20 protein-coding genes, 4 tRNA genes and 1 riboswitch are annotated in these 24,645 nt (G+C 58.0%); of the genes, 18 read left to right on the top strand and 6 right to left on the bottom strand.

Features of this window, described 5'->3' with window-relative positions; translation table 11 throughout:
* The first annotated feature begins 56 nt into the window (after nucleotides 1–56).
* The 7 genes from B195_RS17005 to astE all read left to right on the top strand — a co-directional run bounded on the left by B195_RS17005 (nucleotide 57) and on the right by astE (nucleotide 7,920).
* Nucleotides 57–1,277, top strand: a complete 1,221-nt coding sequence (locus B195_RS17005) for an aspartate aminotransferase family protein (protein ID WP_003440867.1) — start codon at nucleotides 57–59, stop codon at nucleotides 1,275–1,277.
* Between the two features lie 176 nt (nucleotides 1,278–1,453).
* Nucleotides 1,454–2,473, top strand: a complete 1,020-nt coding sequence (aruF, locus tag B195_RS17000) for an arginine/ornithine succinyltransferase subunit alpha (RefSeq protein WP_003440870.1) — start codon at nucleotides 1,454–1,456, stop codon at nucleotides 2,471–2,473.
* A gap of 54 nt (nucleotides 2,474–2,527) precedes the next feature.
* Complete coding sequence (astA, locus tag B195_RS16995) at nucleotides 2,528–3,565, top strand: arginine N-succinyltransferase (protein WP_003440872.1); 1,038 nt, start codon at nucleotides 2,528–2,530, stop codon at nucleotides 3,563–3,565.
* Nucleotides 3,562–5,031, top strand: coding sequence for a succinylglutamate-semialdehyde dehydrogenase (gene astD, locus B195_RS16990; protein WP_191985186.1), 1,470 nt, complete (start codon nucleotides 3,562–3,564; stop codon nucleotides 5,029–5,031). The genes astA and astD overlap by 4 nt, the downstream gene beginning before the upstream one ends.
* Before the next feature lie 164 nt (nucleotides 5,032–5,195).
* A complete protein-coding gene (astB, locus tag B195_RS16985) occupies nucleotides 5,196–6,542 on the top strand; it encodes an N-succinylarginine dihydrolase (protein WP_003440878.1) in 1,347 nt (448 codons plus the stop codon).
* Nucleotides 6,543–6,608: 66 nt separating this feature from the next.
* Nucleotides 6,609–6,896 carry a hypothetical protein gene (locus tag B195_RS16980; RefSeq protein ID WP_003440880.1) on the top strand — a complete coding sequence of 96 codons (288 nt, stop codon included), beginning with the start codon at nucleotides 6,609–6,611 and terminating at the stop codon, nucleotides 6,894–6,896.
* Between the two features lie 13 nt (nucleotides 6,897–6,909).
* Nucleotides 6,910–7,920, top strand: coding sequence for a succinylglutamate desuccinylase (gene astE, locus B195_RS16975; RefSeq protein ID WP_003440883.1), 1,011 nt, complete (start codon nucleotides 6,910–6,912; stop codon nucleotides 7,918–7,920).
* A 96-nt stretch (nucleotides 7,921–8,016) separates the two neighbouring features.
* Here the strand turns inward: astE and B195_RS16970 are convergent, their stop codons facing one another.
* Nucleotides 8,017–8,511: a 6,7-dimethyl-8-ribityllumazine synthase gene (locus tag B195_RS16970; RefSeq protein WP_003440886.1), complete on the bottom strand. Its 495-nt coding sequence runs from the start codon at nucleotides 8,509–8,511 to the stop codon at nucleotides 8,017–8,019.
* 131 nt (nucleotides 8,512–8,642) lie between these two features.
* A riboswitch (FMN riboswitch) is annotated at nucleotides 8,643–8,813 on the bottom strand.
* A gap of 216 nt (nucleotides 8,814–9,029) precedes the next feature.
* Between B195_RS16970 and ltaE the strand changes: the two genes are divergently transcribed.
* From ltaE to mgtE, 8 genes are all read left to right on the top strand, one after another.
* Nucleotides 9,030–10,034 (top strand): low-specificity L-threonine aldolase, encoded by a 1,005-nt coding sequence (ltaE, locus tag B195_RS16965; protein ID WP_003440889.1) that lies wholly within the window; start codon nucleotides 9,030–9,032, stop codon nucleotides 10,032–10,034.
* A gap of 146 nt (nucleotides 10,035–10,180) precedes the next feature.
* Entirely contained in the window at nucleotides 10,181–12,799 is a 2,619-nt protein-coding gene (alaS, locus tag B195_RS16960; RefSeq protein ID WP_003440892.1) for an alanine--tRNA ligase, read from the top strand.
* Nucleotides 12,800–12,878: 79 nt separating this feature from the next.
* The gene (locus B195_RS16955) at nucleotides 12,879–14,114 is read left to right on the top strand and encodes an aspartate kinase (RefSeq protein ID WP_003440896.1); all 1,236 of its coding nucleotides are present in this window, start codon (nucleotides 12,879–12,881) and stop codon (nucleotides 14,112–14,114) included.
* 187 nt (nucleotides 14,115–14,301) lie between these two features.
* Nucleotides 14,302–14,490: a carbon storage regulator CsrA gene (csrA, locus tag B195_RS16950; RefSeq protein ID WP_003175645.1), complete on the top strand. Its 189-nt coding sequence runs from the start codon at nucleotides 14,302–14,304 to the stop codon at nucleotides 14,488–14,490.
* A 61-nt stretch (nucleotides 14,491–14,551) separates the two neighbouring features.
* Nucleotides 14,552–14,642 (top strand) — tRNA-Ser (locus B195_RS16945).
* Nucleotides 14,643–14,750: 108 nt separating this feature from the next.
* Nucleotides 14,751–14,827, top strand: a tRNA-Arg gene (locus B195_RS16940).
* A 71-nt stretch (nucleotides 14,828–14,898) separates the two neighbouring features.
* Nucleotides 14,899–14,975: transfer RNA gene (locus tag B195_RS16935), tRNA-Arg, on the top strand.
* A 377-nt stretch (nucleotides 14,976–15,352) separates the two neighbouring features.
* Nucleotides 15,353–16,795, top strand: coding sequence for a magnesium transporter (gene mgtE, locus B195_RS16930; protein WP_003440900.1), 1,443 nt, complete (start codon nucleotides 15,353–15,355; stop codon nucleotides 16,793–16,795).
* A gap of 79 nt (nucleotides 16,796–16,874) precedes the next feature.
* Here mgtE and B195_RS16925 read toward each other — a convergent pair whose 3' ends face one another.
* Nucleotides 16,875–17,201 (bottom strand): Arc family DNA-binding protein, encoded by a 327-nt coding sequence (locus B195_RS16925; protein WP_003440903.1) that lies wholly within the window; start codon nucleotides 17,199–17,201, stop codon nucleotides 16,875–16,877.
* Nucleotides 17,202–17,565: 364 nt separating this feature from the next.
* Between B195_RS16925 and phnN the strand changes: the two genes are divergently transcribed.
* Nucleotides 17,566–18,147: a phosphonate metabolism protein/1,5-bisphosphokinase (PRPP-forming) PhnN gene (gene phnN / locus B195_RS16920; RefSeq protein WP_003440906.1), complete on the top strand. Its 582-nt coding sequence runs from the start codon at nucleotides 17,566–17,568 to the stop codon at nucleotides 18,145–18,147.
* 40 nt (nucleotides 18,148–18,187) lie between these two features.
* Here phnN and B195_RS16915 read toward each other — a convergent pair whose 3' ends face one another.
* The 3 genes from B195_RS16915 to B195_RS16905 form a co-directional block, all read right to left on the bottom strand.
* Complete coding sequence (locus B195_RS16915) at nucleotides 18,188–18,421, bottom strand: hypothetical protein (protein ID WP_003440910.1); 234 nt, start codon at nucleotides 18,419–18,421, stop codon at nucleotides 18,188–18,190.
* Nucleotides 18,422–18,645: 224 nt separating this feature from the next.
* Nucleotides 18,646–19,374 (bottom strand): aspartate/glutamate racemase family protein, encoded by a 729-nt coding sequence (locus tag B195_RS16910; RefSeq protein ID WP_003440913.1) that lies wholly within the window; start codon nucleotides 19,372–19,374, stop codon nucleotides 18,646–18,648.
* Between the two features lie 53 nt (nucleotides 19,375–19,427).
* The gene (locus B195_RS16905) at nucleotides 19,428–20,966 is read right to left on the bottom strand and encodes an NCS1 family nucleobase:cation symporter-1 (RefSeq protein ID WP_003440916.1); all 1,539 of its coding nucleotides are present in this window, start codon (nucleotides 20,964–20,966) and stop codon (nucleotides 19,428–19,430) included.
* 663 nt (nucleotides 20,967–21,629) lie between these two features.
* Here B195_RS16905 and B195_RS16900 point away from each other — a divergent pair.
* Together B195_RS16900 and B195_RS16895 are read left to right on the top strand one after the other, a co-directional pair.
* Nucleotides 21,630–21,706, top strand: a tRNA-Arg gene (locus B195_RS16900).
* A gap of 308 nt (nucleotides 21,707–22,014) precedes the next feature.
* Complete coding sequence (locus tag B195_RS16895; protein WP_003440918.1) at nucleotides 22,015–22,926, top strand: bifunctional GNAT family N-acetyltransferase/nucleoside diphosphate kinase regulator; 912 nt, start codon at nucleotides 22,015–22,017, stop codon at nucleotides 22,924–22,926.
* 146 nt (nucleotides 22,927–23,072) lie between these two features.
* On the opposite strand, the gene B195_RS16890 is transcribed toward B195_RS16895, so the two are convergent.
* Entirely contained in the window at nucleotides 23,073–24,569 is a 1,497-nt protein-coding gene (locus B195_RS16890; protein WP_003440921.1) for an FAD/NAD(P)-binding protein, read from the bottom strand.
* Between the last annotated feature and the right edge of the window lie 76 nt (nucleotides 24,570–24,645).

Raw genomic sequence — 24,645 nt, 5'->3', positions numbered from 1 at the left:
TACAATCCCCCCATCGCTTGCCAGTTCAGGCAGGCGTTCCTCTTCAGGAGACTCCGATGTCCGTTGAGCAAGCCCCGGTGCAACGCGCCGATTTCGACCAGGTCATGGTTCCTAACTACGCACCTGCCGCCTTCATTCCTGTGCGCGGTGCCGGTTCCCGGGTTTGGGATCAGGCAGGTCGAGAACTGATCGACTTCGCAGGCGGCATCGCTGTTAACGTTCTGGGTCATGCACATCCGGCACTGGTCGGCGCGTTGACTGAACAGGCGAACACCCTGTGGCACGTATCCAACGTGTTCACCAACGAGCCGGCATTGCGCCTGGCCAAAAAGCTGGTGGACTCGACCTTCGCTGAGCGGGTGTTCTTCTGTAACTCGGGCGCAGAAGCCAACGAGGCCGCGTTCAAGCTGGCCCGTCGTGTGGCCCATGACCGTTTTGGCCCTGAGAAGTACGAAATCATCGCCGCCCTCAACAGCTTTCACGGACGCACACTGTTCACCGTGAACGTGGGTGGCCAGTCGAAGTACTCCGACGGCTTCGGTCCGAAAATCACCGGCATCACCCATGTCCCGTTCAACGATCTCGACGCTTTGAAAGCGGCCATTTCGGACAAGACCTGCGCGGTAGTGCTGGAGCCGATCCAGGGCGAAGGCGGTGTGCTCCCGGCCGAACAGGCTTACCTGCAAGGCGCGCGCGCTTTGTGCGATCAACACAATGCATTGCTGGTGTTTGACGAAGTGCAAACCGGCATGGGCCGCACCGGCGAGTTGTTTGCCTATATGCATTACGGCGTGACCCCGGACATCCTCACCAGTGCCAAGAGCCTGGGTGGCGGTTTCCCGATCGCAGCCATGTTGACCACTGAAGCACTGGCCAAACACCTGGTTGTCGGCACTCATGGCACCACCTACGGCGGCAACCCGCTGGCGTGCGCCGTGGGCAACGCGGTGATCGACGTGATCAACACCCCTGAAGTGTTGAACGGTGTGAAAACCAGGCACGAGCAGTTCAAGACCCGCCTTGAGAAAATTGGCCAGCAATACGGCCTGTTCACGCAAGTACGTGGCATGGGCCTGTTGATTGGTTGTGTATTGAGCGATGCCTGGAAAGGCAAGGCCAAAGACATCTTCAACGCCTGTGAGAAAGAAAACCTGATGATTTTGCAGGCCGGTCCTGACGTGGTGCGTTTCGCCCCGAGTCTGGTGGTTGAAGAGGCCGATATCGAAGAAGGTCTGAACCGCTTCGAGCGTGCCGTGCAAAAGCTGACGCAAGCCTGATCGTGATTTCAACGCCTGATTTTTCAGGCGTTGACCCTTTTATATGCTGAACCGCAACCCCTGCAGGAGCGAGCTTGCTCGCGAGCCATGCATCGCGATCCCATAAAGCTCGCTGCTGCAGGGGTTGCAGGTTCGGTATTTTCTTCTGTGTTGTTCAAGGATTAAGGAGTGACACCATGCTGGTGATGCGCCCCGCGCAAATGGCTGATCTGGGCGAAGTACAGCGTCTGGCTGCGGACAGCCCGATTGGTGTCACTTCATTGCCGGACGATATCGAGCGCCTGCGCGACAAGATCGCAGCCTCTGAAACCTCGTTTGCCGCTGAAGTCAGCTTCAACGGCGAGGAGAGTTATTTCTTCGTTCTCGAAGACACCGCCACCGGCAAACTGGTGGGCTGTTCGGCAATCGTGGCATCGGCCGGTTACTCGGAACCGTTCTACAGCTTTCGTAACGAGACCTTTGTACATGCCTCCCGCGAGCTGAAGATTCACAACAAGATTCACGTGTTGTCGCAGTGCCATGACCTCACAGGCAACAGTCTGCTGACCAGCTTCTATGTAGTGCCGGAACTGGTGGGTTCGGCCTGGTCCGAGCTCAACTCCCGCGGGCGACTGCTGTTTGTGGCCAACCATCCGGAGCGCTTTGCCGATTCGGTGGTTACCGAGATCGTCGGTTACAGCGATGAAAACGGTGACTCGCCGTTCTGGGACGCCATTGGCCGCAACTTCTTCGACCTGAACTACGCCGCCGCCGAGCGCCTGTGCGGGCTTAAAAGCCGTACTTTCCTCGCCGAACTGATGCCGCACTACCCGATTTATGTGCCCTTGCTGCCCGACACCGCCCAGGAGGCCATGGGGCAAGTGCATCCGCGGGCGCAGATTACCTTCGACATCCTGATGCGCGAAGGCTTCGAAACCGATCACTACATCGATATTTTCGACGGTGGCCCGACCCTGCATGCACGGGTTTCGGGTATCCGTTCGATTGCTCAAAGCCGCGTGGTACCGGTCAAGATCGGGGAGCCAGGCAAAGGCGGCGGTCGCCAGTATCTGGTGGCCAACGCCCAGTTGCAGGATTACCGCGCGGTACTGCTGGAACTCGACTGGGCGCCGGGCAAACCGGTGATGCTGGATCTGGAAGCGGCCGAAGCACTCGGTGTTGGCGAAGGCGCCAGCGTACGAGTGGTGGCGGTTTAACGCGTTTAGCGAGTTTCGCGGGGTTCGTCAGCGAGCCCCGTTTGAGGAGATAGCATGATCGTTCGTCCTGTACGCAATAGCGATTTACCGGCCCTGATTGAGTTGGCCCGCAGCACTGGCACCGGCCTGACGACCTTGCCGGCCAATGAAGAACGCCTGCTGCACCGTGTCACCTGGGCTGAAAAAACCTTCCGTGGCGAAGCCGGGCGCGGCGACGCGGACTACCTGTTTGTGCTGGAAAACGACGAAGGCAAGGTGGTCGGCATTTCTGCCATTGCCGGCGCGGTAGGCCTGCGCGAGCCCTGGTACAACTTCCGGGTGGGCCTGACGGTCAGCGCCTCCCAGGAGCTGAATATCTATCGGGAAATCCCGACCCTGTTTCTGGCCAACGATCTGACCGGCAACTCTGAATTGTGCTCCCTGTTCCTCAGCGCCGATTATCGCACCGGCTTCAACGGCCGCATGCTGGCCAAGGCGCGGATGCTGTTTATCGCCGAGTTTCCCGAGCTGTTCGGCAACAAGATCATTGCCGAAATGCGCGGTATGTCCGACGAAGCGGGCCGCTCGCCGTTCTGGGAAAGCCTGGGCCGGCACTTCTTCAAAATGGAGTTCAGTCAGGCCGATTACCTGACCGGCGTCGGCAACAAGGCCTTTATTGCCGAGTTGATGCCCAAGTTCCCGGTATACACCTGCTTCCTGTCTGAAGACGCTCGCGCCGTGATCGGCAAAGTGCATGTTCACACCGAGCCGGCGCTGAACATGCTCAAAAGCGAAGGCTTCAGCTACCAGGGCTATGTCGATATTTTCGACGCCGGCCCGGCAGTGGAGTGCGAAACCAGCAAGATCCGTGCTGTGCGCGACAGTGAAGCGCTGGTGCTGGCCATCGGCACCCCGGGTGACGATGCCACGCCTTACCTGATCCACAACCGCAAGCGCGAAGACTGCCGTATTACCGCGGCACCGGCACGTCTTGCTGCAGGCACGCTGGTGGTTGATCAATTGACCGCCAGACGTTTGCAACTGACTGCCGGCGATCAAGTCCGCGCAGTGGCATTGTCCGCCCAGCCAGTGACCCCACGGGAGTCGAAATAATGAGCACGTTGTATATCGCAGGCGCCTGGCAGAACGGGCAGGGCGAAGCCTTTGAGTCGCTGAATCCGGTCACCCAGCAAGTGCTGTGGACGGGTAACGGGGCCAATGCGGCCCAGGTCGATGCTGCCGTGCAGGCGGCGCGTCAGGCTTTTCCGGCCTGGGCCACACGTTCTTTCGAGGAGCGTCTGGGCGTACTCGAAGCGTTCGCTGCCAGCCTCAAGGGCCACGCCGATGAGCTGGCGCGCTGCATCGGCGAAGAAACCGGCAAACCCCTGTGGGAGTCGGCCACCGAAGTCACCAGCATGATCAACAAGGTGGCAATCTCGGTACAAAGCTATCGTGAGCGCACGGGCGAGAAGAGCGGCCCGCTGGGCGATGCCACTGCCGTATTGCGCCACAAGCCCCACGGCGTGGTCGCGGTGTTTGGTCCGTATAACTTTCCGGGCCATTTGCCCAACGGGCATATCGTCCCGGCTTTGCTGGCCGGTAACAGCGTGGTATTCAAACCCAGCGAACTGACCCCCGGGGTTGCCGAGCTGACGGTCAAGTGCTGGATCGAAGCCGGCTTGCCGGCGGGTGTGTTGAACCTGCTGCAGGGCGCGCGCGAAACCGGTATCGCACTGGCGGCCCATACGGGCATCGACGGCTTGTTCTTCACTGGCTCGAGCCGTACCGGTAACGCGCTGCATCAGCAGTTCGCCGGTCGCCCGGACAAAATCCTGGCCCTGGAAATGGGCGGCAACAACCCGCTGGTGGTCGATCAGGTGGCCGATCTGGACGCTGCGGTCTACACCATCATTCAGTCGGCCTTTATCTCGGCCGGGCAGCGTTGCACATGCGCCCGGCGCTTGCTGGTGCCGCAAGGGGCGTGGGGCGACAGTCTGTTGACGCGCCTGGTTGAAGTCAGCCAGAGCATCGAAGTGGGGGCTTTTGATCAGCAGCCGCCACCGTTCATGGGCTCGGTGATTTCGTTGGGTGCCGCGCGCGCCCTCATGGATGCTCAGGAAGTATTGCTGGGCTCTGGGGCTGTGGCTCTGCTGGAGATGACTCAGCCGCAGAGCAATGCCGCGTTGCTGACTCCGGGCATTATCGACGTCACTGAAGTCAGTGAACGATCCGACGAAGAGCTGTTCGGGCCGTTGCTGCAAGTGATTCGCTACAGCGGTTTCGACGAAGCGATTGCCGAGGCCAACAACACCGCGTTTGGCCTGGCAGCAGGGCTGCTGTCGGACTCCGAAGCGCGTTATCAGCAGTTCTGGCTGCAAAGCCGGGCCGGGATCGTTAACTGGAACAAGCAGCTGACCGGCGCGGCCAGCAGCGCACCGTTTGGCGGTATCGGGGCGTCGGGCAACCATCGCGCCAGTGCCTATTACGCCGCTGACTATTGCGCGTACCCGGTTGCTTCTCTGGAGACGCCGACCCTGGCGTTGCCGGCGGCGTTGACCCCCGGTGTGCGAATGTCCTAAAGCGCCGATTCCTGTGGGAGCTGGTTTGCCAGCGATTGAGGCAGCGTGGTCCGTTCGATACCCCGCGTCGCCTGCATCGCTGGCAAGCCGGCTCCAGGATCAGGGCCTGTTTGCCTCAGAATTTTGATTCATGCCAATTACAACCGTTTGCCGGAGCCTCGCCGATGAAGTCCTTTGAAGTCAATTTTGACGGTTTAGTGGGGCCGACCCATAACTACGGCGGTCTGTCGTTTGGCAACGTCGCCTCCCAGAGCAACAGTCAGCAGGCCTCCAATCCAAAGGAAGCCGCGCTGCAGGGTCTGGAAAAAATGAAAGCGCTGATGGACATGGGCTTTGTCCAGGGGGTTTTGGCGCCTCAGGAACGTCCGGATGTCGGCGCTTTGCGCAGCCTGGGCTTTAGCGGCAGCGATGCGCAGGTCATCCAGCGCGCCGCGAAGCAAGCAATGCCATTGCTGGTCGCCAGTTGTTCGGCGTCGAGCATGTGGGTGGCCAACGCGGCCACGGTCAGCCCGGGCGCGGATACGGCTGACGGCCGCGTGCACTTTACGGCTGCCAACCTCAATTGCAAATTTCACCGCAGCATCGAGCATCCGACCACCAGCCGTGTACTGGGGGCGATGTTTGCTGATCCGCAGCATTTTGCGCACCACGGGGCATTGCCGGCGGTGGCTCAGTTTGGTGATGAAGGTGCGGCCAACCACACGCGGTTTTGCCGGGATTATGGCCAGCCGGGGGTAGAGTTTTTTGTATACGGGCGCAGTGCGTTCGACAGCCGCTACCCGGCGCCGCAAAAATATCCGGCGCGCCAGACCCTTGAAGCTTCGCAAGCCGTGGCGCGTCTGCACGGCCTGAGTGAAGAGGGGGTAGTGTTTGCCCAGCAGAACCCTGAAGTGATCGATCAAGGGGTGTTTCACAACGACGTGATCGCTGTCGGTAATGGCGAGTTGTTGTTCCATCACCAGGATGCGTTTCTCAACACCGAGCAGATGCTGGCCGAGCTGCACGCCAAGCTGGCGGCACGTGGTGGCAACTTCCAGTCGATCAGCGTGCCCCGTGATCAGGTAGCAGTGGAAGATGCAGTGCGCTCTTATCTGTTTAACAGCCAGTTGCTGAGTCGTGCTGACGGCTCGATGCTGTTGATCGTGCCCGAAGAGTGCCGCAGCAACCCCCGTGTGTGGCAGTACCTGCAAGGGCTGACGGCGGCGGGCGGACCGATTCGCGAGGTCAAGGTGTTCGACCTCAAGCAAAGCATGCAGAACGGTGGCGGCCCGGCGTGCCTGCGGCTGCGGGTCGCACTTAATGAAACTGAGCTGGCGGCGGTCAATCCCGGGGTTATCATGACCCCTGCGCTGTACGACACGCTGACCCGTTGGGTCAACAAGCACTACCGCGATGCCTTGCGCGAAAGCGATCTGGCAGACCCGCAATTGTTGCTTGAATGCCGGACGGCACTGGATGAACTGACGCAAATCCTTAAACTGGGCGCGGTTTACCCGTTCCAGATCAATTGAACACGTGCGTGCCCGGGGTTTTATCGCCCCGGGCACGCAACGTCACCCGCAAATGAGAGCTAAATAATGACCGATACCCTGAAGCTGATCCTTGAAGATACCGACGGCACCCAGCTGGAAACCTCCTGCACCCGCGTCGCTGTCATGTGGCAGGGCAAGGAACTGTGGATTCAGCAAGACGGCCGTGGCCAGTTGCTGATCGGTGTGGACGTTGAGGAAGGCGATGCCGAATACGCCAACCTGTTGCTGCGCCCATTGGCGACTAACCTTGTAAGCCTGCAACTGGAAATGGAACCGGCTGACCTGGGCGACGACGAAGACGGTCACGTTCACGGCCCAGACTGCAACCACTGATAAAGGATGCTCTATGCTCGCCCTCGGCAAACTGCTTGAACTGACCCTGGCCGGACGTGAACCGGCCGAGAAGACTCAACTGACTGTCGACGGCGTGCGGATGCGCTGGCTGGCCGAGGGGGCACTTGAAGTGCGCCCTCCTGAAGGTCGCGACGATGGTATGGATCTGCTGTTGTCGGCAGGCATCCACGGCAATGAAACAGCGCCTATCGAGTTGCTCGATCGCCTGTTGAATGACATTGCCCGGGGCGACATCAAGCCCCGAACCCGAATTCTGTTCCTGTTCGGCAACCCTGGTGCCATGCGCACCGGAGCGCGGTTTGTCGAAGAGGACCTGAACCGGCTGTTCAACGGTCGGCACGAGAACAGCAGCGGCCCAGAAGCCTTGCGTGCGTGCGAACTTGAACATCTGGCCGAAACATTTTTCAGCCTTCCTGAACGTACCCGCCTTCATTACGACCTGCACACCGCCATTCGCGGTTCGAAGATCGAGCAGTTCGCGCTCTATCCCTACAAAGAAGGTCGGGTCCATTCCCGTGACGAGCTGGCCCGCCTGCGTGCTGCCGGTATGGAAGCGGTCCTGCTGCAGAACAAGCCTTCAATCGTCTTCAGTGCCTACACCTACGAGCAGCTGGGCGCTGAAGCCTTTACCCTGGAACTGGGCAAGGCACGACCTTTCGGGCAGAACGGCGGGGTTAACGTCGAGCGTCTTGAGTTGCGTTTGAAGCAGATCATCGAGGGCACCGAACCGCCCCTGGCTGATGCTTCGCTGGAAGGTCTGCAGCTGTTCAGCGTGGCTCGCGAAGTGATCAAGCACAGTGATGCCTTCGTCCTGCACTTGCCGGCGGATGTCGAGAATTTCTGCGAATTGCCCAAGGGCTATTTGCTGGCGCAAGACACGCCCAGGACGCACTGGATCGTCGAAGAGGAGGGTGCGCGGATCATCTTCCCCAATCCAAAGGTGAAGAATGGTTTGCGGGCCGGGATGATTATCGAGCCGGCGAAGGCGGCGGTGCTCGTTTAGCTATAGGCGCGGGCTTGTCTCGCGATGCGCTCGATGGCGCCGTGTTTATCGGGTAGACACGGCGCCATCGTCAACAGTCATCGCGCTTGACCTGAATTACACCGCGCGTTTTTGCTGGGTATCCATACGCTTGATAGCGCGAATTTTCTGCAGGGTATCGACGCAGGTTTTTGCCGCTTCCTGGCCTTTGTGCACGAAGTGCTCGAAGAAAAACTTCTGGTGTTCTTCGCCTGCGTGGAAGTGATGCGGGGTCAGGCTGACCGAGAACACCGGAACTTCGGTTTCCAGTTGAACCTGCATCAGGCCGCTGACCACTGACTGGGCGACGAAGTCGTGGCGATAGATGCCGCCGTCGACAACCAGGGCTGCGCCGACGATACCGGCATAGCGGCCAGTCTTGGCCAGCAGTTTGGCGTGCAGCGGGATTTCAAACGCACCGCCGACTTCAAAGAAATCGATGTCGCTTTCCTGATAACCCTGCACCAGCATTTCGGCGAGGAAACCTTTACGGCTCTGGTCGACGATCTCTTTGTGCCAGCTGGCCTGGATAAACGCTACACGCTCGTTGTGGTGAATTGTGGTGGGTTGCATGTTCTGACTCCTGTTTGTGTGAAAAACAGGGCATATGAATCGAATGGGATTTAAGGGTGCGCTCCGGTGGGCTGTACGCGGCAATAAAGCAGCAGTACAAGCCCGCCGGGTTGACGGCCCTTTGGCGCCAATCCCGTTCTCTCTTCATCCGGACTATGACCGTCGGCCCCGGGATCACACCGGGTCTGCTGACCTTGGCCGGTCATCAGCCAAAGCTGAAGGACCTGCCAAGCGCTCGCGGGCTATGCGCATTGCGCGCAATTACCGCCGGTGGGGAGTTGCACCCCGCCCTGAGAACGTTGCCGCCAGCCTTTCTGGCGGCGGGCATTTTGTATCACATATGTTTTAAAGATGCATTGCTGCTTTTTGCTAATAGTCATCGATTTTGCAGATTGTTTTATTTGTCCATTGTCAGGTTACGCCTTGAATATGGCGGGGTTGCCCGCAGTACTCTTGTTAGCAAGGGAGGTCCCCGATTAGCATCAAGTGCTGATCCCCCCATTGCCGAGGCTTGTTCAATGACTGTTATCGATCTTCGTAGTGACACCGTGACCCAACCCAGCCGCGGCATGCGCGAGGCCATGGCGAATGCGCCACTGGGCGACGATGTGTATGGCGAAGATCCCATGGTGAACAAGCTGGAGTGGGAGCTGGCCTCAAGACTGGGCTTTGCCGCGGCACTGTTCGTGCCCACGGGCACCATGAGCAACCTGCTGGCGCTGATGGCCCATTGTGGGCGCGGCGATGAATACATCGTCGGGCAGCAGGCCCACACCTACAAGTATGAAGGTGGCGGTGCGGCGGTACTGGGCTCCATCCAGCCGCAGCCGCTGGAGGTACAGGCGGATGGTTCGCTGGACCTGGATCAGGTCGCGGCAGCGATCAAGCCTGATGACTTTCACTTTGCCCGCACCCGCTTGCTGGCGCTGGAAAACACCATGCAGGGTAAAGTCCTGCCACTGGAGTATCTGGCTGCGGCAAGTCGTCTTACTCGTGAGCACGGGCTGGGCCTGCATCTCGATGGTGCGCGGCTGTACAACGCTGCCGTCAGGCTGGGGGTGGATGCGGCGGATATCACCCGGCATTTCGATTCGGTGTCGGTATGCCTGTCCAAAGGGTTGGGCGCGCCAGTGGGCTCGGTGCTGTGCGGTACTGTGGACTTGATCGGCAAGGCCCGGCGTTTGCGCAAAATGGTCGGCGGCGGCATGCGCCAGGCCGGTCAGCTGGCGGCTGCGGGGCTTTACGCGCTGGACCATCAGGTTGAGCGCCTGGCCGATGACCATGAGCACGCCCGGCTGCTGGCCGATGGCTTGCGTGCTGGCGGCTATGAAGTTGAGCCGGTCCAGACCAACATGGTTTATGCGCAACTGGGTGAGCGGGCGCAAGCGCTCAAGATATTTGCCGGTGAACGTGGTATCAAACTGAGTGCCGCACCGCGTCTGCGAATGGTCACGCACATGGATGTCAGTCGCCAGCAGATTGAGCAGGTAATCTCGGTTTTAACTGAATTTAACCAACAATGAGTGTGCAGGCCGTCCAATTGCCTGCGCCTATCGTATAAACACGCTGTACCCAAGGCGAAGGGCCGATATAATGCGGCCCTTTGCGAGTCGCACTGTCGATGGACGTGATTGACTTGCCTCTGGCCGCAGCCTCCGTGGAAGAACCTATGAAAAGCGCAGAAATCCGTGAAGCCTTCCTTCGCTTCTTCGAGGAGCAAGGTCACACCCGTGTCCCGTCCAGCTCCTTGGTCCCGAACAACGATCCGACCCTGCTGTTCACTAACGCGGGGATGAACCAGTTCAAGGACTGTTTCCTGGGTCAGGAAAAACGGGCATACACCCGTGCTACCAGCAGCCAGAAGTGCGTGCGTGCCGGTGGCAAGAACAGTGACCTGGAAAACGTCGGCTACACCGCCCGTCACCACACTTTTTTCGAAATGCTGGGCAACTTCAGCTTTGGCGACTATTTCAAGAAAGACGCGATCAATTTTGCCTGGACCTTCCTGACCGGTGTCTTGAAGCTGCCTGAAGACAAGCTCTGGGTGACGGTCTACGCCAGCGATGACGAAGCCTATGACATCTGGACCAAAGACGTCGGCGTGCCTGCCGAGCGCATGATCCGCATCGGCGACAACAAAGGTGCTCCGTACGCTTCGGACAACTTCTGGACCATGGGTGATACCGGCCCGTGTGGCCCGTGCACCGAAATTTTCTATGACCACGGCCCTGAAATCTGGGGTGGCCCGCCGGGCTCGCCGGATGAAGACGGTGACCGTTACATCGAAATCTGGAACAACGTGTTCATGCAGTTCAACCGCACCGCCGATGGCGTGTTGCATCCGCTGCCTGCGCCGTCGGTAGACACCGGCATGGGCCTGGAGCGGATCAGTGCGGTGATGCAGCACGTCAACTCCAACTACGACATCGATCTGTTCCAGAGCCTGTTGCAAGCTGCAGCCCAAGCGATTGGTTGTGCCAACGACGGCCAGGCGTCGCTGAAAGTGGTGGCTGACCACATTCGTTCGTGCAGCTTCCTGATCGCCGATGGCGTGCTGCCGTCCAATGAAGGCCGTGGCTATGTGCTGCGCCGCATCATTCGTCGCGCCTGCCGTCACGGCAACAAGCTGGGCGCCACCGGCAACTTCTTCTACAAAATCGTCGCGGCACTGGTTGCCGAGATGGGGGCGAGCTTCCCTGAACTGGTGCGCGAGCAGGCCAATATTGAGCGCGTGCTCAAAGCCGAAGAAGAGCAGTTCTCCAAGACCCTGGAGCAAGGGCTGAAAATCCTTGAGCTGGACCTGGCCGACCTTAAAGGCACCGTGGTGCCGGGCGATGTAGTGTTCAAGCTCTACGACACCTACGGTTTCCCGATGGACCTGACCGCCGATATCGCCCGCGAGCGTAACCTGACCGTGGACGAAGAAGGTTTCGAGCGCGAGATGGAAGCCCAGCGTGTGCGTGCGCGTTCGGCCAGTTCGTTCGGCCTGGACTACAACACCCTGGTCAAGGTCGACGTGCCCACCGAGTTCATCGGCTACAGCGCCACCCACAGCCCGGCCAAGGTAGTTGCCCTCTATAAGGATGGCCAGTCTGTTGCCAGCCTGAATGAAGGTGATGAGGGCGTGGTGGTTCTCGATCAAACCCCGTTCTACGCCGAATCTGGCGGTCAGGTCGGCGACTGCGGTTATCTGCAGGCGGGCGGTGCTCGCTTTGACGTGCGCGACACCACTAAAACCGGCGGCGCGTTCCTGCATCACGGTGTGGTTGCAGCGGGCGGCCTGAAGGTCGGCGAAACCGTTGAAGCGCAGGTCGATGCTGAAGTCCGTCATGCCACGGCGCTGAACCACTCGGCTACCCACTTGCTGCACGCGGCCCTGCGCCAGGTACTGGGCGAGCACGTTCAGCAGAAGGGGTCGTTGGTTGACAGTCAGCGCATGCGTTTCGACTTCAGCCACTTCGAGTCGATCAAGCCCGAGCAGATCAAGGCGCTGGAAGATATCGTCAATGCCGAGATTCGCAAGAACACCCCGGTCGAGACTGAAGAAACCGACATCGACACCGCCAAGCAAAAAGGCGCCATGGCGTTGTTTGGCGAGAAATACGGCGACAACGTGCGCGTGCTGAGCATGGGCGGTAATTTCTCGGTCGAGCTGTGTGGCGGTATCCACGCCAATCGCACCGGTGATATCGGTCTGATGAAAATTACCAGTGAAGGTGGTGTAGCCTCCGGTATTCGTCGTATCGAGGCGGTCACCGGTGCTGCCGCACTGGCTTACCTGAACGCCGCTGAAGAGCAGCTCAAGGAAGCCGCCAGCCTGATCAAGGGCTCGCGTGAGAACCTGGTCGACAAACTGTCGGCTGTGCTGGAGCGTAACCGCCAGCTGGAAAAACAACTCGAACAATTGCAGGCCAAGGCCGCAAGTGCTGCCGGTGATGATCTGTCATCGTCTGCAGTGGATGTGAAAGGCGTGAAAGTGTTGACCGCTCGCCTGGACGGTCAGGATGGCAAGGCGCTGCTGGCGCTGGTAGATCAGCTGAAGAACAAGCTCGGCCGTGCAGTGATCCTGCTCGGCAGTGTTCATGAAGACAAGGTCGTTCTGGTTGCAGGCGTAACCAAGGACCTGACTGGCCAACTCAAAGCCGGTGATTTGATGAAGCAGGCCGCTGCGGCAGTGGGCGGGAAGGGCGGTGGTCGTCCGGACATGGCGCAAGGCGGCGGTGTTGATGCTGCAGCCCTGGACGCCGCACTGGCCCTGACTGTGCCATTTGTCGAGCAAGGTATCTGAGGTCCAGCACGCGCCGTCGTCTACGGCGCGTCGTTTGAATGATAAATGGGCGCCCTTTATGGGCTGAGGCTGCTTTGAAATGGCTTTGATCGTACAAAAATTCGGAGGCACCTCGGTCGGCTCTGTCGAGAGAATCGAACAGGTCGCCGAGAAAGTTAAGAAGTTCCGTGAAGCCGGCAATGACCTGGTGATTGTGCTGTCTGCAATGAGCGGCGAAACCAATCGCCTGATCGAACTGGCCAGGCAAATCAGCGATCAGCCATTGCCCCGTGAACTGGATGTGATCCTGTCCACGGGCGAGCAGGTGACAATAGGCCTGCTGGCAATGGCGCTGAACAAGCGCGGCGTGCCAGCGGTGTCCTATACCGGCAGCCAGGTGCGGATCCTTACGGACAGCGCGCACACCAAGGCCCGGATTCTGCAAATCGACGATCAGAAGATTCGCGCCGACCTCAAGGCCGGGCGCGTGGTTGTGGTGGCAGGTTTCCAGGGCGTGGATGAGCACGGCAACATCACCACCCTGGGCCGTGGCGGCTCTGACACCACCGGTGTGGCGCTGGCGGCAGCCTTGAAGGCGGATGAGTGCCAGATCTACACCGATGTCGATGGCGTCTACACCACTGACCCGCGGGTTGTGGCGCAGGCTCAGCGTCTGGAAAAAATCACCTTCGAAGAAATGCTGGAAATGGCCAGCCTGGGTTCCAAGGTGTTGCAGATCCGGGCGGTCGAGTTCGCAGGCAAGTACAACGTTCCGCTGCGCGTATTGCACAGCTTCAAAGAGGGTCCTGGCACCCTTATTACTATTGATGAAGAGGAATCCATGGAACAGCCGATCATTTCTGGTATCGCTTTCAACCGCGATGAAGCCAAGCTGACTATCCGTGGCGTGCCTGACACTCCGGGCGTGGCGTTCAAGATTCTGGGCCCGATCAGTGCGACCAACATTGAAGTCGACATGATCGTGCAGAACGTGGCGCACGATAACACCACCGACTTCACCTTCACCGTGCATCGCAATGACTTCACTGCAGCGCAGACGGTGCTGGAAAACACGGCGCGTGAAATTGGCGCCCGTGAAGTGGTGGGTGATACCAAGATTGCCAAGGTGTCGATCGTCGGTGTTGGCATGCGCTCCCATGCGGGCGTTGCCAGCCGCATGTTTGAGTCGCTGGCCAAGGAGAACATCAACATCCTGATGATCTCGACCTCGGAGATCAAAGTCTCGGTGGTGATCGAAGAGAAGTACCTGGAGCTGGCTGTGCGCTCGTTGCACACCGCTTTTGAACTGGACGCTCCTGCCCGACAGGGTGAGTAAAGCGTTGCCCGGAGGGCGCGGTTGATCCGCGCCCTTTGTTTTTTGATAGATGTGAACGAACTCTGCTGTTTTCGTCATGTTGGTCAATACTTAAGGCGCGGCGGGCTATAGCTGTTCAGCTAGTAGGCCGAAGCCCTTTTTTTTTGCAGACTGTTGTCCCTGAAATGAATAGCGTGAGGAGAAACGTATGCTGATTCTGACTCGCCGATGTGCGGAAAGCCTGATCATAGGCGATGGCGAAATTACTGTGACCGTGCTCGGCGTCAAAGGAAACCAAGTGCGGATTGGTGTGAATGCACCCAAGGAAGTGGCCGTGCACCGCGAGGAAATCTACCTGCGGATCAAGAAAGAAAAGGATGAAGAACCAAGTCTCTAATTTTATTTAAGTTTTTAGTTGCATACGGGGAAAAGGCTGGTTATTATACGCCCCGTGTTGCGGAGAGGTGGCCGAGTGGCCGAAGGCGCTCCCCTGCTAAGGGAGTACATCTCAAAAGGGTGTCGGGGGTTCGAATCCCCCCTTCTCCGCCATTTATTCAAGTAGCACGTTCGAATCTAGCCATTTCGGTAAGTTGTTGAAATTACTGAAAAAAGTACTTGGCAGAGAGATTCAACGGTCTATAATACGCAGCTTCAAATGCACTCGTAGCTCAGCTGGATAGAGTACTCGGCTACGAACCGAGCGGTCACAGGTTCGAATCCTGTCGAGTGCACCATTTAAAGAGTTAGTTGCTTCGGTAGTTAACTTTGCTTCAACCAGGGTGGTCTGGTCTAACAAACACAACTTGCACTCGTAGCTCAGCTGGATAGAGTACTCGGCTACGAACCGAGCGGTCACAGGTTCGAATCCTGTCGAGTGCACCAAACACCAAAAAGCCTGCACATTGTGCGGGCTTTTTGCTGTCTGCGATTTGGATTCTCGGTAGTGACTGTCGAGGCACCAGGCTGCGATCGGCAGCGCGGCAGTCGTAAAACTCAGGCGCCTGCCATAATGGATCGATCGAGGTTTGGGGTTGGTACCGCGGCAGCGACCACAGGCATCGCGCAAGCAGTTGTTATCACCGAGATTTTTCGCGTCATTAATTTTTAAGCCGTGTATGATTGCGCCCGTCAGCCCCGCCGGGGCTTGTGGAAGACCTCCATGGACTTACCCAGTAGAAACTCAGCATCCCGTTTTTCCAATCATGAATTGACTGATTGATCCTTCCGGCGTGCCCTGCTGCTGGGAGTGGAGTTCGCCTATGACCGAAGTTGAAGTAAAGAAAACTCAAGACAGCCTGCAAAGCCGCCTCGCTCAAGTCATTGAGCTGCTTAATCGCCAGCGTGTGGTCGAGGACCTGACCCATCGTCAGGAAGGCCAGCACCATGACCGGGTTGAAAACCTGGTCCACCGGCAAAACCTTGTTGAGCTCCAGCGCAAGCTTGAAGACCTGCACTCTGCAGACGTTGCCTACATCCTTGAAGCATTGCCCCTGAACGACCGTCTGACGGTCTGGCAGCTGGTCAAGGCTGATCGCGACGGCGACATCCTGCTGGAAGTTTCGGATTCGGTACGTGAAACCCTGATCGCCGACATGGACGATCATGAGCTCCTGGCTGCGGCCAAGGAGATGGATGCCGACGAACTCGCTGACCTGGCCCCTGAGCTGCCGCGAGACGTCATCCATGAGCTGATGGAAACCCTGGACGGGCAGCAGCGTGAGCGCGTTCGCTCCGCACTGTCCTATAACGAGGATCAGGTCGGCGCCCTGATGGACTTCGAGATGGTGACCATCCGCGAGGATGTCAGCCTTGAAGTGGTGTTGCGTTATCTGCGCCGCCTCAAAGAGTTGCCAGGGCACACCGATAAACTGTTTGTGGTCGATTACGACGGCGTGCTCAAAGGCGTGCTGCCGATCAAGCGCTTGCTGGTCAACGACCCGGAGAAGCAGGTGGCTGAAGTCATGGCCAGCGACCCGGTGAGTTTCCATCCGGACGAAGATGCCTACGATGCGGCCCAGGCATTTGAGCGTTATGACTTGATCTCTGCGCCCGTGGTCGACAAGAACGGCAAGCTGATTGGCCGTTTAACCATCGATGAAATGGTCGACCTGATCCGGGAAGAAAGTGAAAACGAAGTCCTCAACATGGCCGGTCTGCGTGAAGAGGAAGACATTTTTGCATCGGTCTGGAAATCCCTGCGTAACCGCTGGGCCTGGCTGGCGGTCAACCTGGTGACTGCATTTATTGCGTCGCGGGTGATCGGGCTGTTTGAAGGATCCATTGAAAAACTGGTCGCCCTGGCTGCACTGATGCCCATCGTGGCGGGGATTGGCGGCAACTCCGGCAACCAGACCATCACCATGATCGTGCGCGCCATGGCCCTTGACCAGGTCAATACCGGCAGCACCTCGCGCCTGATGCGCAAAGAGCTGGCCGTAGGCCTGATCAATGGCCTGGTGTGGGGTGGCGTGATAGGTGTTGTCGCCTACCTGCTGTATGGCAGCTGGTCGCTGGGGGTGGTGATGACGGCTGCCATGACCCTCAACCTGTTGCTGGCTGCGCTGATGGGAGTATTGATCCCCATGACGCTGTCCCGACTGGGGCGTGATCCGGCGATGGGGGCAAGCGTGATGATCACGGCCATGACAGACAGTGGCGGATTCTTTATCTTTCTGGGCCTGGCAACGATCTTCTTGCTATGACCCGCGCCAGATCAGCCAGGCGTAAATAACGCCCATAAAAAAGCCAGCGCAGTGCTGGCTTTTTTGTATCTGTATTGAATCAGGACGCGCTGGATGCTGCTTCGGCGTCGTGAGCAATCAGGGACACCAGCGCATTTTGCTGGCGATGGGAGAGTTGGCGGAAGCGTTGCAGCAGTTCACGCTCATGCAGGGAAAGCTCGGGGCTGTCCAGGCGCATGCTGAGTTCTTCACCCAGATTGCCTTCCTGAATAAGGCTTTGCTCCAGTCGGGCGATGATTTCAGAGTTCATGCTGCGGTGATGATCGCGAGCCACTTCGGCAATGCGCTCGCGCATTCCGTCTGGCAGGCGTACGACAAACTTGTCGGCCGTACGGCTTGAGTAAATTGCCTGTTTCAATGGGCGCATTATAGTTAACCGGTTAGTTCAGGGGAGCGGTTCTCGGAATTGGCCGCAGGATGTGGTTTAAGACCGTCCCTGTGGCCAAATGTTCAACCTGAATTGTTAAGAGGCACGCATCATGCCTTAAGTCCGCCACTTCCCTGGCGTCAATTCTGTGACAAATATTGAACCGGATAGAGGCTTTTTGCCAGTAACGATTATCGGAAATCTGCACTGGCTTGGGAAGCTGATAGTCGTGTTCTTCATCCGAAAGCAGCGCTGGCACGTTTTTTACGACGAATGCTTGAAAGCCGCTAGCCGGCCCTTATGTGTTTGCGCATTCTGCGGGTGGCTCGGTTTACGGGCAGTCAGGTTCCGGGAGATCCAAATCATGCCAGGCAAATTGATTTATTTGATGGGCCCTTCGGGCTCAGGCAAGGACAGCCTGATTGATGCAGCACGACCTTATCTGCCCGAGCGCGGCTGTGAGGTTATCCGGCGAGTGATTACCCGCTCCTGCGAGGCTGTGGGAGAGGATGCGCTGGGGGTTTCCCGGGAAGTCTTTCAGTCTCTCAAGGAGGAGGGCGCGTTTGCCATGCATTGGCAGGCCAATGGCCTTGAGTACGGGATTCCGGCTCAGATCGACGACTGGCTCGATAGCGGGCGCCATGTACTGGTCAACGGCTCCCGCGGCTACCTCAAAAACGCCCGTGAACGTTACCCGGACCTGCTGGCGATCATGGTTTGCGTCGATACCCGGGTGCTGCACCAGCGTTTGCTGGCGCGTGGCCGGGAGACACCGGCTGAAATCAGCGCCCGTCTGCAGCGCAATCAATTGTTTCTCGATACCACTGATGAGCTGCAGGCAGAGCAGGTGTCGGTACTGAATAACTCGGCCACGCTGTCCCGGGGCGTTCAAGGTTTGTTGGCGCTTATTGATGCGAGCGTGGCCCCTGCTGCCCACTCGGCGTAACTGCGAGTCGACGGCTTAGCCGGGTTGTTCAGGCGCTGCTTTAAAAAAACCAGCGCTCGTCTTGAATATTTGCGCTGGCCACGGGGAGTTCAGCCGTCAATCGAGGTGCAACCTGATCGGTCTCTGTCATCACAGCCAGTTGTGGCATGGGGGTCAGCGGTTTGTTGTAAGTGACCAGCTCGGCAGTCTGTGGGGCGGTGGGGGCTGGTTGAAAGTGAAAAGCCACCAGGACGGCAAGCCCAAGGGCGTTCAACAGTAAAAGAGTGCTGTTCATGGCGGTCATCTCTGAGGGCATGGACTGATTACTATTGATAGAGCACTCTTCGTGCCAACTTTTTTATAGGGTAAAACCCTTATAAAACAGCATCTTGAGTGGGTTTTTAAAGGGCGGATGATTGCAGATTGCAATGATGGCTTTTTGCTGTAGTGCAAATTGCACGACAGCTGCCGGCAGCACCCCGCCAGCGATGCAGTCATGGGCAAGTCAGCCGCCCGTAGCTATCGGCAGAACCGTGCCGCCCAGCCGGCAATCGCCTTGGGCCGGGGCGTTGCATAAGTGCGTACCTTGGACGTAGACAGCCCCAGGCGCACCAGTGATTCGGCAATGGTTACAGCAGCCGTCACGCCATCGATCACCGGCACTCCAGTAAGCTGGCGAATGCGTTCATCAAGCCCGGCCATCCCCCCGCAGCCCAGGCAAATAACCTCGGCCTTGTCTTCGATAACTGCCAGTTCGGCCTGGCGAACAATGGCTTCCAACGCCTTGTGCGGTGACGCCTCAAGCTCCAGCACCGCCATGCCACTGGCCCGCACCGACGCACAACGATCCCAGAGCCCCGACAGCTTCAGGCGGTCCTCAATCAGCGGGACGGTGCGATCCAGGGTGGTGACCACCGAATAGGCCCGCCCCAAAAACATCGCCGTGCTCGCCGCCGCATCAGTGATATCCACCACTGGCACATCAAGCAGTTCCTGCAACCCCTCGCGGCCGTGCTCGCCGTACCCGGCCTGGATGACCGCATCGAAAGGCCGGTCATAGGCCATGACACAGTCCATTACCGCGATGGCCGCCAGATAACTCTCAAAATTGCCTTCCACCGACTCTGCGCCGAAAGCGGGGGTCAGGCCGATGATCTCGGTGCCGGGCGCTGCCACCGACTGCGCCTGGCGGGCAATGGCCTGGGTGATGCTGTCAGTGGTGTTGACATTAACCACGAGAATTCGCATGGGCTCTCCTTGAAGTGAGGGGGGGCGGTCTGCACCAGGCAGACCGTGACAGATCAATGGCTGGCATTCTCGACGGCAATCGATTCGCCACTGACCTGGGCGTAATAGGGTTGGCGCTTGGCGATGATCAGATAGAGCATCGCCGCGATACCTGCACCAATCAGCCAGGAAAACGGCGAAACGGTGTGGAAGCCCGGGACCAGGGCCAGCACGATGGCGATCAGTGCGGCAGGAACGAAGGCTGCGACCGCACGTAGATTGACGCCATTGGAGTAGTAGTAAGTGCCGCTGGGGTCTTCGCTGTACAGCGCCGGCACATCGACCTGACCTTTTCGTACCAGCCAGTAATCGACCATGATCACGCCATACAGCGGGCCGAGCAGGGCGCCGAGACCGGACAGGAAGTAAACGATCACCAGCGGGCTGTTATACAAATTCCACGGCAGGATCAGCACCGCAATGGTTGCACTGATCAACCCGGCGCGGCGAAAGGTCAGATATTTGGGTGCCAGATTGCTCAGTACAAATGCCGGAGCGACAAAGTTGGCCATGATATTCACGGCCACTGTAACGATCAGAAACGCCAGGCAGCCCAGCACCAGAAATAAAGTGTTGGGAATCGAAGCGATGATTTGCGTCGGGCTCTCAATGATTTTTCCATTGATCTGGAATTGCGCGCCGCACAACAGCACAGTGATACCGGCAAATACCAGAATGTTCACCGGCAAGCCCCAGAAATTCCCGACCTTGATCGTTTTGCAGCAGGGCGAAGAGCGGGAGAAATCGCTGAAATTAAGAATCATCGTGCCGTAGATCGCCAGCCACAGCGCGCCACCAGCAAACACGTTGCGCCACATTTCACCGGTGCTCAACGGCTCGCGGCTTGACCAGGCAATGGTGCCGTTGGCCTGAAAATACATCCAGCCGGCAAGACAGATCACCGTCAACAGAATCACCGGCCCGGCGAACGCCTCATAGCGCCGGACCATTTCCATGCCGTAGGCAAGAATCGCCAGCTGTACGAACCAGATGGCGACAAAACATAGCCAGCCCAGGCTCGACAGACCAAGAATCGAGTTGTGGTCATACTCGGCAAACCCCGGATGAACCGCGATCAGCAACACCCGCAGCACCACCGATGCCAGATAGGTCTGAATCCCGAACCAGGCGATAGCGATTACTGCGCGTATCAATGCCGGAATTTGCGCTCCATGAATGCCGAAACTTATACGGCTGATCACCGGAAAAGGCACCCCGGTGCGCTGCCCCATATAGCCCGACAGGTTCATGAAATTGAACACCAGGGCCGCGCCGATTCCGAGGGAAAGCAAGATTTCCCAACCGTTCAGGCCCAGTGCGTACAGGCCGATGGCGAATGAGTAATTGGCAATGTTGTGCACATCGTTGGTCCACAACGCAAAAATACTGTACCTGCCCCAACGCCGGCCTTCGGTTTTGGTGGGGGCAAGGTCGCTGTTGTGCAAGCGCGGACTGAGCGCCAGGGTTGACGACACGCTGTCAGGAGCGAGGGCGGGGGTTGAAACCGGGGAAGGTAAATCCAGAGCGATGGTAGGGGAGAGTCTTGAACGCATTCTGGCAAGCTCCTGATACCTGCAGCGTGATGACTGTTCATGAGCACGGGCTCGACAAATCTTCGTCACGGCTAGCGAGAATCACTGGTTATGAAAGTCCGCGGTATGCCTGCTTGATGCCGCAGGCCACGAAATAACGTGTACTTAGTTTTTGTCTGTTTTGTATACAAGTGGCGTGTGGGTGTAAGCGATATTCATGCCAGCGAAAAATTGCGTGTGGCTAACAGCAGCGGAAGATTTCAAAGTTGCTATTTATCTGACTGAAAAATATGGATTTTATTTTTCAAGATTTCGGGCGGGAAGATCAGGCGAGGGATAAAAGCATGGCCGATTGGCGATGATGGCCATTTGCGGGGTTGTTACTTTTTGATGCAAAAAAGCAGTATTTGAATTTCTGGTGCACCGTTACGTGACATTTTGTATACGATTATTTGACCGTGCTCATGACCCTTTATCAGCAGCGGGGCGCCTGCAATTGATCGCCCCGGCGTGCCTGGGCAACGGCAACATATTCGGGGCAGGGCAGGACCTCTGCGGGCGCGAGACTTGTACGCGATGCTTGTGACAGTTAAAAAGCCAACGCACGACATGACAAATAAAGCCTTGCCCGTTACCATGCACGCCGTTGATCGCACCGCACACCGCGTGCGGTGCACATGATTTGTCTCAGTAGCTCAATTGGATAGAGCATCCCCCTCCTAAGGGGAAGGTTGCAGGTTCGAACCCCGCCTGGGACACCATACAATTCAAGACCTCCAGCTATTCTCGACTTACCGTGCAAACGACGGTGACAGCAAGGTGCCAGCTGCAGGCAAAAGAAAGCCCCGATCATATGTTGCTGATCGGGGCTTTTTTGTAGCCGGTGGTTAAGGGATTGTTACTGATAGTCCTGAGTTTGGCCCCCGCCGGCAGAGCTGAACGGTGTCGAATGTCCTCCACCCTGTTCGGCATTACTCGCGTTATGTCTTAAGATAGCCGGTTGCCGAAAGAACCGTCATGGCCATAGCCATGAAGGGCTTTCATCCTTTTACAAATATGTGTGTTGAAGATGAACAAGCCTTTCGTTTCTCTGTGCCCTGAAATTACTCGGGCGCACGCGCTGACGCTGATGGATTGGTTGGAGGATGAGCGCGTTACCTGCTATCTGAGCGATTCGCGTCATGTCTCTCGCTCCATCGGGCAAGCTATCGATCGGACTCAATCGCCGATCCTGACCCATCTATTCAACCAGGGCGGCCGATTCTTCATGGCCTATGACCGGCATGACGCCCCGGTGGGCTTTGTCCGTCTAATCAAGACCGGGCCCAATTGCGAGATTGTCCTGGTCATCGGGGACAGTGACAAATGGGGCCGCAACCTTGGCGCCCGCACGATCCGCGAAGGCATGAAACTGGCCTTCCTCGACATGCGGGCCCAGAAGCTCATCGCCAAGATCCACCCTGACAACGGGCGCTCGCTGAAAGCCTTTGTGCGCAGCGGCTTTGTGCTCGAGAGCGAAACCCCGACATTGAAGTCATTTTCCATGACGGCGGGGCGCTATCGCCAGTTGTTGCGCGAAGGTGCCGTTGGCGACTCCACCAGGATCTACATCACTGAAATCGACAAGGCCAGGCTGGAGAGTCTGATCGTGCTCGAGCAAGGCCCGGCCGTGGTTGAACTCGAGCATGAGCTTGAGCGAGCCATTGTCGTCAAGCCGCAGCAGGTGGCGTGCAATGTCGTCACGATGAACTCCAGGGCCTTGCTGCAGCTGGACGACGAAGAGATCGAAGTGGCCCTGGTTTACCCTGAAGATGCGGACAGCAACGCAGGGAAGCATTCCGTCTATTCCGACATCGGCGCTGCCATTCTGGGTTATCAGGAGGGGGACGCCATCGACTGGCGAATTTCTGATCGCACCCGCCGGATCGAGATCAGGAAAGTGCTTTACCAGCCAGAGGCCGCGGGCCATTTCCACCTGTAATCGCGCCTTTGGCTCAGTTGTACCGCCACCCTCGAAGTCGTGTGCGACTAGCAAAAAAAGGGCCTGTACAGGCCCTTTTTCAGGTGAATCGGTTTCACTTCATGGGCCATCCTTCGACGACTTGCGCAAACCTGTCTCTTTTGGCTTCAAGCAGCACTCCCGACCTGGGGCAGCCGGCGCATGCTCTCGATAATCCGGTTTGCCATCGGGGTGACCACCACAAGTGCATTCGGGTGCCACAGCCGGGGTCTGGCCGGTGCGCCCAGGAACCAGATGCTCTCGTGCTCACCGAAGCTTTCATGGGCCCCTGCCATGGTCGGCAAGACAGTAATCGGCTGTCTTTGGCTGCGATCGCCGCGCATGTCCAGCTCAATCTTGCCGTCATCGCCCATGACATATCTGGACTGGTGGTAGCCAGTAGCCGAGACAATGGCGTCAAAGCGGTGGTCGCCTGCGGCCCAATTCACCCGCCATGGGTGAGGGCGACCCTGGGAGTAGCCGATACGGGTTACTTCGCCGCTCTGCACACACAGAACACCGTCCTCCAAGTACTTCAGCAGCTTGCGTGCGTTGGGGAGTGCCAGTGCGGATATGTATCGGTAAAGCAGCTGCTCGAAGGCGGGATGGAAGCAACCCTCGAAATAGAGGTCACCCTTGCTGTGCAGCCGGTTGATGGCATGCATGAAATCAACCACGTATTCCTGCCAGTGACTGGCACCGCTGCCGGCAATTTCCACCTCCTCCCTTAGCCTGTCGACAACGCTTGATGCACGGGAGAACTGCAGGCTCCAGTCCTTGCCCAGGTTCTGGCGAAGCACCCTGGAGAAATAGTTCAGGTATCTATAGCCCATGGCAGGGCTGCAGGTCTGCGCTTCGTGTTGCTCCGGCTTCATTACTGCTGCAATGGCCTCAACGTCGAATGCCGTTTTTGGACTGCGCATGAAGCGGGCGCGCACAGAGGGGAACTCTCCTGACGGCGATAGCATGGTCACTTGATGTCCGTCGCGGCACAGAACGATTGCACTGTCGATGGCCGAGAGCTTGCTACCCATGATGAGCACCCGGGAATTCTCAGGAATCATGGCCAGCATGCTTGCTTCAGGATAGGGGTTCTTGATGAAGCTCGAGTGGTTGAAAAAAGGCCGGGCAACCGCCGGTATGTGTGGCGGCCCAAACCCCGTACAGAACACCACGTCGGTCGCCCTCAGTGAGGGGGCTGGCTTCATCTGCACGTCACAGAACTCAAGCTCGTAATGGCGATGGCCGTGAACTTTCAATGCCTTGAACCTGCTGCAAACATACTGAACCCGTACTCCCTGCTCACGGGCAATGGCTGAGTACTGCAGAAACCGGCTGGCCAGATATCGGCCTACCAGAAACCGCGGGACAAAACTTTCTGCTGTAAAGGCGTAGCCCTCGCACCGCAGGTGCTCAAGAAAATCCAGCGGCATGTCGTGCAGCACCGACATGGTGTCGACCGAGGTATTACAGAGAATATCGTTGTCCGTATTTGAGAATGCTGCGCCCGGACCAATTGGCTGCGGATCGATCATGTAGATGCTTCGTGCCACTTGGGCTCTGACCGCAGCAATAAAAGTCGCGACGCCAGCAGCACCGGCGCCGACTATGGCGAGTGTATTCATGCAGAGGCTCTCCGAAAGGAGTAAGAACGTTGTCGCTGGCTACGAGCAGTGGCCAATCACTCAGGCGAAGCAGCAT

This window comes from Pseudomonas sp. Lz4W (assembly GCF_000346225.2).
GTDB classification, from domain to species: Bacteria; Pseudomonadota; Gammaproteobacteria; order Pseudomonadales; family Pseudomonadaceae; genus Aquipseudomonas; species Aquipseudomonas paraversuta.
This window is presented reverse-complemented; position numbering and strand designations above follow the sequence as displayed.